We start from the raw sequence: 8,960 nt of genomic DNA on the forward strand, positions 1-8,960 counted from the left end.
GAGGAGACCGATCATGCCCGCTGTCGACCGGCAGGACGAGCTGACGACCGCCGCCCCCACCGCGACCGCCAGGACAGGTCGCCTCAGACACCTGATCCTGGCCATGCTCTTCGTCGTCACCACGATCAACTACGCGGACCGCTCCACCCTCTCCATCGCCGGCGACTCCATGCAGGAGGACCTGCACATCAGCTCCGGTGAGCTGGGCGTACTCTTCTCCGCCTTCTCCTGGTCCTACCTCATCGCCCAGATACCCGGCGGCTGGCTGCTGGACCGTTTCGGTTCGAAGAAGGTCTACGGCTTGGCCATCTTCGCCTGGTCGGTCTTCACCATGCTGCAGGGCGCCATCGGCTTCTTCGCCGGAGCTGCGATCGTCCTGCTGTTCATTCTCCGCTTCGCTGTCGGCTTCGCCGAAGCACCCTCCTTCCCCGGCAACTCGCGCATCGTTGCCGCCTGGTTCCCCACCAAGGAGCGTGGCTTCGCCTCCGCCCTGTTCAACTCCGCCCAGTACTTCGCCACCGTCGCCTTCGCCCCGCTGATGGGATGGCTCGTCACCGCCATGGGCTGGGAGCACGTCTTCACCGTCATCGGCGGTGTCGGTGTGGTCCTGGCGCTGGTATGGACGAAGGTCGTTTACGCTCCCCGCAGCCACCCGCGTATCCAGAAGAGCGAACTCGACCACCTCTCCTCCGGCGGCGCGCTGGTCGACCTGGACGCCCCCGCCGCCCCACAGCAGCCGCGGGCCAAGGAGGCCACCGCAGACAGGCGGAACCTGCGGCACATCGGGACGCTGCTGAAGAACCGCATCACCCTCGGTGTCTTCGTCGGCCAGTACTTCATCAACACCATCACCTGGTTCTTCCTGACCTGGTTCCCGGTGTACCTGGTCCAGGAACGCGGCATGAGCATCCTCGAAGCCGGGTTCGTCTCCTCGCTGCCGGCCCTGTGCGGTTTCGTCGGCGGCGTCCTGGGCGGCTGGCTCTCCGACCGTCTGGCCCGGCGGGGCATCAGTCTGACAGCAGCCCGCAAAATCCCCATCGTCACCGGCCTGTTGCTGTCGACCAGCATCATCATCTGCAACTACGTGACCGCGTCCTGGCTGGTCGTCCTGATCATGTCCCTGGCCTTCTTCGGCAAGGGGTTGGGTGCCCTTGGCTGGGCCGTCATGTCCGATGTGGCGCCCAAGCGGATCGCCGGCCTCGCCGGAGGCGTCTTCAACACCTTCGGCGCCGTCGCCGGCATCGTCACGCCGCTCGTCATCGGCTGGATCCTCGACGCCACGGGCTCTTTCGACCTCGCCCTCGCCTTCGTCAGCGCCTGTGCGGCCATGGCCGTGGTGAGCTACCTCGTCATCGTCCGCGAGATCAAGCGCGTCGAGCTTCCCGAGGACGGCCAGGCCCTCGCATAGTCCCGCAGCGGGAGATGCTCCATACCCGACGCGCCTTCGAGCCACCCGGCCGGGTTCCGAGCGCTGGTTCAGGAGTGCGCGTCCCACCGGAAGCCCGCACACGAGCTCATGGACACGTGACTGTGGCCGAGCCCGTTGCCGAGCCCGGAAGGAACGACGGCCTCACGCGGTCGCAACAGTGGGGATCACCGCTTGGGGCGCCGTACACGCCTGGTGAGTCGCAGGGCGTTCACGAGAAGGGCGACGAGCCGGGGGCCGGCAAGGAAGAACAGCATGGCACCGGCGACGACGGCAGGCATGACCCAGGAGTCGGCGGACCAGCCCCGAGCGCCTTTCGGGCCGTTGCTGGAGCCCTGACCGGTGGCACCACTCGTACTGCCTGTGCTGCTCGTGCTACTCATACCGTTCATACTGCTCACGCCGCTCGTGCTGGTCATCCCGGTCGTGCCGGCTACGCCATTCATGCCGCTGGTGACGTAACGGCCGCCCGCGCTGCTCATGCTGCCGACGCTGCCGCTCGAAGCGCCCGACGCCCCCGAAACGCCGAAGGCACCCACCGGTGCGAGAGCGTCCGCTCCCGCACCGGCGGCGGCTCCCGTGGCCTTGGATGGCTGCGCGGGACCGAGAGCGGCAGCCGCCGCGGTGTACGGGGCGATGAACGGACCCGCGAGCATGGCGACGAGTAAGGCGAGGACGGTCGTGATGCGCATGGTTCCCCCTGTGGAGCGGACACGGACGGGCACATCAATACCAGTACCCGGCGGAACCGAGCCCCGCCTTCTTCCTTCTTCCCGCTGTGGACCGGATTCCTACAAGGAGAAGGCCGTGGCTCGACGGAGGACAGGGGCGAGGGGGGAGCAGCGGGCGAGGGGCAGGGCGTGGCAGCGAGTGGCTACGCGTGCACGCTCGCGGCGCTTGCGGCATCGAGGATCTCGTTGAGCTGCCCCCGCAGCGTGCCCCTGCGGGGGTTGTACGCACCGGAGAGAGCAGCTTGCCCGATCGTGAAGGCGTCGGCGCCGGCGTCGGCCAGCGCTCGGATCTGGGAGGTGTGACCGATGCTGCCCGCGACGACCAGACGCCCCGTGCCGGCTGCTCGAGCGGCGGCGACGAGTCCGAGGGGGTCACCGTCGCTGGCGCGGTAGGCGAGGAGATCGACTCCCGCGGCGCCGGACTGCTCGAAGCGCGCGGTATCGGCGGCGATCTGTTCTGCGGTGCCCCCCAGCACGGTGGGGTGACCGGTCGGGGCTCCCGGAAACGGCAGGTACTTGGTGTCGCTGTCCGCGAGTATCTCCAGGGTCTCGTCAACCCACGTTCCGCCCATCAACCAGTCGACCCCGAGGTCGCGCCCCATACGGGCCGACTGCAGGGCGGTTTCCCTGTTCGCGCTGACGACTTCGAGATACGTTTCCGCGCCTCGCTCGCGCAGCGCCGTGTGGAGCGCGCGCAGCGTGGCGGTGTCCACACCGACGTCCTTGAACCCGATGTGTTCCAGTGGCACATCGGCCAGCTCCTCGACGAGGTCAAGGCAGTCGACGACGGTCTGGTCGTCACGGGTGAGCATGAAGATGAAGTCCACTTACTCGTCTTTCTGGTAGATGGCGAAGACCCGGGCGGGAAAGCCGGAGCCGCGAAGCGCCTTGGGCCAGGTGGCGACGATGACCGCGCCGGATTCCGGCACCTGGTCGAGGTTGGCCATCAGCTCGATCTGGTAGTGGTCGGTGCCCAGGACATACCGTTCGAGTGAGGAGTCGCCGCGGCTGACGCTGATCCCGGTGTCCGTGTCGGTGGTCTCGTGCCCGCACGCGGTGGCGCCGCGGTCCTCGAACAGGGTGGTGAGGACCTCGCGGCTCCAGCCCGGGTAGTGGAACAGGCCGTCCGGGCCGGGGTTGAGCATCTTCTCCTGGGACGGCCACCGCGAGGACCAGCCAGTGCGCAGCGCCACGAAGGAGCCTGCCGGAATCCGCCCGTTCCGGTTCTCCCACTGGGCGAGATCGTCATCCGTGACGGCGTAATCGGGGTCGGCGCGCACGTGCCGGCGGACATCGATGACCGCCAGCGGCAGCACCATCTCCGTCACCGGGATGTCGTCCTGGTGGCGCAGCCCCGGAACGAAGTGCGCGGGCGGGTCCACATGGGTGCCCCATTGGCCGACGTGGCGGTAGTCGTGACTGAGAAATCCCGTCAACGCACCGTCGGCGCCGCGCTCGATGGTGGAGACGACGGTCCGTGACGCGGGCTCGAATGCGGGGCTGTGCGGGATGTCCGTGTGGAAGGTGTGCGTGAGATCCACCCACACGCTTCCGCGAAGTATCTCCAGTACGCCGGCGAGGGTCGGGTTGTTCATGAGGCTCCCATCCCTCGTTCCCCGACCATGACCAGTGCCTGATCCAGTGCCACTCGCAGGCTCCGGTGGTCGGCGGTGCCTTGTCCGACGAGGTCGAAGGCGGTGCCGTGGTCGACGCTGGTGCGCACGAAGGGCAGTCCGATGGTCACGTTGACGCCCTTGTCCAGTCCGAGGTACTTGAACGGGATCAGCCCCTGATCGTGGTACTGGGCGACCACCACGTCGAAGTCGCCGTTCTTCGCCCGCAGGAACACGGTGTCGGGAGGGAACGGGCCGGACGCGTCGATGCCCTCGCCGCGCGCAGCCACGACAGCGGGAGCGATGATGTCGATCTCTTCGGTGCCCATCAGCCCGTTTTCACCGGCGTGCGGGTTGAGACCGGCTACGCCGATCCGGGGAGAGCGGTTCCCCGACTGGCGCAGGGCGCGATCAGCGAGCCTGGTCACACGCAGTATGGATGGTGCGTCCACGTGCGTGAGCGCCACCCGCAGGGCCTCGTGGATGGTGACCAGCACGACGCGGAGAGCGTCGCTCGCCATCATCATCGTGTAGTCGTCGGTACCGCTGAGTTCGGCGAGGATCTCGGTGTGACCCGGATACGGCAGCCCGGCTGCCCGCAACGCCTCCTTGTTCAGGGGAGCGGTCACCATCGCGTCGATGTCACCGTCCAGGGCATGGTGAACGGCGCGCGCGACATAGTCGTAAGCGGCCCTGCCGGCTTCCGCGGACACCCGGCCCGTGGGCAGGTCAGCTCGCAGAGACGTCACCGGGATGACGTGCAGCACGTCAGCGCCGTCCGCGGCCTCCGCCGGCGCGGAGATCTCCCGCACGGTCACGGGCAGCCCGAGCGCGTCGGCCGTGCGGGACAAGGTGCCGGCGTCACCGATCACAGCCATCGGGACCGTCTGCCCGAGGTCCCGAACGAGCTTGAGGACGATCTCGGGCCCGATGCCGGCGGGGTCGCCCATGGTAACGGCGATGGGCTTCATGTCAGCTCCTGCCCTTGGTGGGTGGCTGTGAAGAGGGAGTGCAGCCGACGGAAGGCTGCTGCGTCGCCGAACCCGCCGGCCTTGAGGACGAACAGGAACGGCGTCTGCCCGTCGGCTTTCGCGGCCACGATCCCCGGTTCGGGCTCACTGAGCAGCTCCAGGCTCCGCACCCGGAGCCGGTCCAGCAGGGCTCGGGCCGTGGCGCCGCCGGTGGCGAAGAGCGCATCGAACGCGTTGTGCCTGTGCAGCGCGGACACCGCGCCCGCGAGGCGATCAGCGACCTGCTCCGGGCTCGCCCCGTCCGATCGGTCGGTGACGCCGGCACGGCCCCTTGTCTCCAGCCAGCTGCCAACCGCCGCGAGAGCACCACCAGTTGTGCCGTCGCTCACGTCCAGGACGTGCTCGCGCGGTACGCACTGTTCCAGTTGCTGTCGGCTGATGTCGTTGCGGCTGCCGACGACGACCAGCGTCCGTCGACGCGGCGGCAGCCGCACCGGCACGGCTTTCACCCGGTACGGAGCCCGACGGGCCAGGGCAGCGGCGAGCCCGGGAGAGCCCACCCACAACACCTCGCGGTCCGCGGGAACACCGCCGACAACCGCGTTCAGATCGGCGTCTGAGCCGGCATCCGCGACCACGATGCCCGTAGGGAGCGGGGTCCCTACCTCCCAACGGCAGCCCTCGGGGAAGATCTCCAGCAGATCCGACGTCGTCGCCGGATGGCTCCGGTCCGATCCGAACACCGTGTGGGCGACAGGGACCCCGTGCACCAACTGGACCCCGTTCGCTGTCGTGCGTCCTTCGGCGGGGAAGGCGGGAGCCACGATCGCCGTGGACCGGCTGCCGGCTGCGAGTGCGGCCCGGACCTCGCTGCGCAGATTCCCGCGGAGCGTCGAATCGATCGTCTTGAGGAGCACCCGGGAGCTCCCCAGAGCGCGGATCACCGCCGCGGTCTTCACCCCGGCCGGTGCCGGAGCCAGGCCGCGGGAGTCAGTGTCGACAGCGATGACCTCGAACGGGGTGGAGAGCTCTTCCCCGCACAGCGTGATCAGCGCTGACAAACCCGCCTCACGGAAGGGCCCGGCCCCGTCCGCGGCGCTGGTGAGGTCATCGGCGACGATGGCGACGCGCGCGGTCACCACACGTCCAGCCGGTCCAGATCGCTGACCGTGCGGCTGTCACCGGTGGCATTTCCGGTGTTCAGCGTGGTTGCCGGCTCGAACAGCAGAACCTCGGCCGTCGGCAGCGCGACCGGGCGGTGCTCGACGCCATGGGGAATGACCACGAACTCTCCCGGCGACAGCTCGACTGCTCCGTCCTCCAGGTCGATGCGCAGTCTGCCGTTGATCACCAGGAACATCTCGTCTTCGACCTCGTGATGGTGCCAGGTGAAGGCGTCCTCGAACTTGGCGAGCTTGACCTGCATGCCGTTGATGTCTCCGGCCACCTTCGGAGACCAGGTGTCCGTGAACCGGGCGAACCCGTCGTTGAGAACAATCTTCTGCAACATAGCGATACCTATTCCTGTGAGTCGTCCTCCTAAAATCGAAGGGAAGAGCGCGGGAAACAAGCACAACTTACGCACTTACATGTGAGGAAAACGCACATGAGCTGGTCGGACCTGCCACCGATGAACTCCTTGGTGCCCTTCGAAACCACGATGCGGCTCGGGAGCCTGACCAAGGCGGCGGCAGAGCTGCACGTCACCCACGGGGCGGTCAGCCGTCAGCTGCGCGCACTCGAACACGCCGTCGGTGTCCAGCTCTTCCGCCGCGAGGGCAGGACCCTCGTGCCCACAGCGGCGGCAGAAGAGCTGAACCGGCACGTCGTCGACTCGCTCGGCCAACTCGCCGCCGCAGTGCGGCAAGCACGGCCGCACGCCGATACGGCCCCGCTGGTCCTCTCCTGCGAACCGACCCTGATGATGCGCTGGCTGCTGCCCCGCATGGCGTCCTACTCGGACCCGCACTCCGCGACCGATCTGCACCTCTCCGCCGCAGGAGGACCGATCGACCTCCGCCGAGCGGGCGTCGACGTCGCCATCAGACGCAACGACTTCCACCTCGACTCTTCCCTGGTATCCCAGCCGCTCTTCGCCGAGTGGATCGGACCGGTATGCACGCCCGAGACCGCACGCGAGCTCCGTCGCCCGGCGGACCTCGGGTACGCGCCACACCTCGTCTCGGCCACCAGACCCGACGCCTGGGAGACCTGGGCCCGCCTGTCACAGACCACCCTTCCACGGGTGACCGCGCAGACGTTTGAGCACTTCTACCTCAGCCTCGAAGCCGCATCGGCCGGGCTCGGAGTCGCTATCGGCCCCTACCCGCTCGTCAAGAACGACCTGGACTCCGGCCGTCTCGTCGCACCGCTGGGCTTCGTCGAAGACGGCACCGCATACGTGCTGCTCTCTCGCGCCGGCAACGCCGACCCCCGCATCCGGTCTCTCCACCGGTGGCTCCTGGAACAGGGCAAGAGCTCGGTACCTGTCCCGGCACGCGAAGACCGGACACAGTGAGGCCCACCCCGGAGACGATGCTCCGACGTGTTCGTCCGTTCCGTTCGCGGACCGCAGCCGGTGGCGTTCGTGGACTTCTCCACGGGCCGGATCGTTCGGTCAGGTCACGCCACATCACGTCACGTCACGGCATGCCGGTCCAGGATCCCGTCGACCGCCTGCCGACGACCCGGCCACCGACCACAACGGCCTCGCCGACCGGTAGAAACACCCGCAGCCGTCCCACTCGGCAGCCGTCAGGCCCACGCCCCACGCCCCACGTCCAGTTCGACGTTCCGCACGTAGGCCGGTGACATGACCGGCCCGAGAAAATGGGGACCCCGCGCAGGTCTTTCCTTGCCATGCTGATGGCGGGGTCCAGATTCGGGCGCCGAATGCTGTACGCGCGGACGTCGGAGCATCGCTGAGCTTCTCCGACGTGTACGCGTACTCGACGACGGGGAGACCGGTATGGAGCCACTCGAACTCCGCCGCGCAGCTGAGGCGGGACGGGCGACCGCTTCCGAGCTGGGCCTGCAGGTCGACGACACGGTCGTCATCCACAACTCGGATCGCGTCGCGCTGCGCCTGGTCCCTTGCGATGTCCTGGCTCGGGTCGCACCTTCGGGGCATCTGACCGCCTCCGAGTTCGAAGTAGAGGTTGCCCGCCGCCTCGTCGACGTTGACGCTCCGGTGGCCGAGCTCGACCCACGTGTCGACCCCCGAGTCCACGTGCGTGAGGGCTTCGCCATCTCGCTCTGGACCTACTACGAGCCCGCGGAATCAGCGATCGCGCCGGCCGGTTACGCGGACGCGCTGCTACAGCACCATGCAGCCCTGCGCCGGATCGAGCTCGACGCACCGGATTTCACGGATCGAGTCGCCGGTGCGCTGAGGCAGGTGAACGACCAGGAGCGGTCCCCGGGGTTGTCCGATTCCGACCGGGAACTCCTGGTCAGCACACTGAGCGGAGTGACCACCGCGATCAGCGCCGAACGAGCCGGCGACCAGCTGTTGCACGGCGAGCCGCATCCGGGCAACCTCCTCAGCACGAGGAGAGGGCCGCTTTTCGTGGACCTCGCCACGTGCTGCCGTGGGCCGATCGAGTTCGACCTGGCCCATGCACCCGAAGAGGTGGCACAGCACTACCCGGGGGCCGACCATGACCTGATCCACCGGTGCCGCGCCCTGAACTGGGCCATGTTCTCGGCGTGGCGCTGGCGCCGGAACGACCACATGCCCGATCGGGAGCACTGGAGAGCGGAGGGGCTCCATCAGCTTCATGCCGCGCTCGCACGCTGCGGACTGGGCTGAGCCCGAGACGGAGAGCTGCTGGGTCCCCATCCGTTGCGCCAGTGCGGCATTCCCGCCTGGTGCAGGGACCCAACTCGGCCGACCTGAGAGAGAACCGCATCCCCCTGCCCCATGCCCGCAAGGGCAGGGGAGGCGGCCCGAAATCGGACCGGACCGCTAGGCCGTTTCTGATGGCTCTTGGTGGTGGATCGGTGTGGTGCGGGGCAGGTGTCCTGCATGGTGCGACGGCATGAGCTGAGTGATGCGCAGTGGCAGAAGATCGAGCCGTTATTGCCGGTCAATGGCAGGCCAGGTGGGCAGTGGGCCGATCACCGGAGGGTGATCAACGGGGTGCTGTTCCGTGCCCGCACGGGTGTGCCCTGGCCTGACCTGCCCGAGCGGTACGGCCCCTGGCAGACGGTCTATGAG

The 8,960-nt window shown here is 68.1% G+C and carries 10 protein-coding genes; 4 read left to right on the forward strand and 6 right to left on the reverse strand.

The window, feature by feature from the left end; genetic code table 11:
- Positions 1–13 precede the first annotated feature (13 nt).
- On the forward strand, positions 14–1,408 hold the full coding sequence (locus AB8Z75_RS02665) for an MFS transporter (protein WP_369199704.1): 1,395 nt from the start codon (positions 14–16) through the stop codon (positions 1,406–1,408).
- A gap of 185 nt (positions 1,409–1,593) precedes the next feature.
- Here the strand turns inward: AB8Z75_RS02665 and AB8Z75_RS02670 are convergent, their stop codons facing one another.
- From AB8Z75_RS02670 to AB8Z75_RS02695, 6 genes are all read right to left on the reverse strand, one after another.
- Positions 1,594–2,118, reverse strand: coding sequence for a hypothetical protein (locus AB8Z75_RS02670; RefSeq protein WP_369199705.1), 525 nt, complete (start codon positions 2,116–2,118; stop codon positions 1,594–1,596).
- A gap of 182 nt (positions 2,119–2,300) precedes the next feature.
- Positions 2,301–2,984 (reverse strand): hypothetical protein, encoded by a 684-nt coding sequence (locus tag AB8Z75_RS02675; protein WP_369199706.1) that lies wholly within the window; start codon positions 2,982–2,984, stop codon positions 2,301–2,303.
- Positions 2,985–3,752 carry a cyclase family protein gene (locus AB8Z75_RS02680; RefSeq protein ID WP_369199707.1) on the reverse strand — a complete coding sequence of 256 codons (768 nt, stop codon included), beginning with the start codon at positions 3,750–3,752 and terminating at the stop codon, positions 2,985–2,987. It abuts the gene before it with no gap.
- Entirely contained in the window at positions 3,749–4,741 is a 993-nt protein-coding gene (pdxA, locus tag AB8Z75_RS02685) for a 4-hydroxythreonine-4-phosphate dehydrogenase PdxA (protein WP_369199708.1), read from the reverse strand. Before pdxA ends, AB8Z75_RS02680 begins: the two co-directional genes overlap by 4 nt.
- Entirely contained in the window at positions 4,738–5,880 is a 1,143-nt protein-coding gene (locus tag AB8Z75_RS02690; protein WP_369199709.1) for a four-carbon acid sugar kinase family protein, read from the reverse strand. Before AB8Z75_RS02690 ends, pdxA begins: the two co-directional genes overlap by 4 nt.
- On the reverse strand, positions 5,877–6,251 hold the full coding sequence (locus AB8Z75_RS02695; RefSeq protein WP_369199710.1) for a cupin domain-containing protein: 375 nt from the start codon (positions 6,249–6,251) through the stop codon (positions 5,877–5,879). The genes AB8Z75_RS02690 and AB8Z75_RS02695 overlap by 4 nt, the downstream gene beginning before the upstream one ends.
- 96 nt (positions 6,252–6,347) lie before the next feature.
- Here AB8Z75_RS02695 and AB8Z75_RS02700 point away from each other — a divergent pair, with 96 nt between their 5' ends.
- The 3 genes from AB8Z75_RS02700 to AB8Z75_RS02710 form a co-directional block, all read left to right on the forward strand.
- Positions 6,348–7,259: a LysR substrate-binding domain-containing protein gene (locus AB8Z75_RS02700; RefSeq protein ID WP_369199711.1), complete on the forward strand. Its 912-nt coding sequence runs from the start codon at positions 6,348–6,350 to the stop codon at positions 7,257–7,259.
- 450 nt (positions 7,260–7,709) lie between these two features.
- The gene (locus AB8Z75_RS02705) at positions 7,710–8,552 is read left to right on the forward strand and encodes a phosphotransferase (protein ID WP_369199712.1); all 843 of its coding nucleotides are present in this window, start codon (positions 7,710–7,712) and stop codon (positions 8,550–8,552) included.
- A 216-nt stretch (positions 8,553–8,768) separates the two neighbouring features.
- A partial coding sequence (locus tag AB8Z75_RS02710; RefSeq protein WP_369199713.1) for a transposase occupies positions 8,769–8,960 on the forward strand: 192 nt, incomplete at its 3' end.

The organism is Streptomyces sp. PU-14G (assembly GCF_041028275.1).
In the GTDB taxonomy this organism is placed as follows: domain Bacteria; phylum Actinomycetota; class Actinomycetes; order Streptomycetales; family Streptomycetaceae; genus Streptomyces.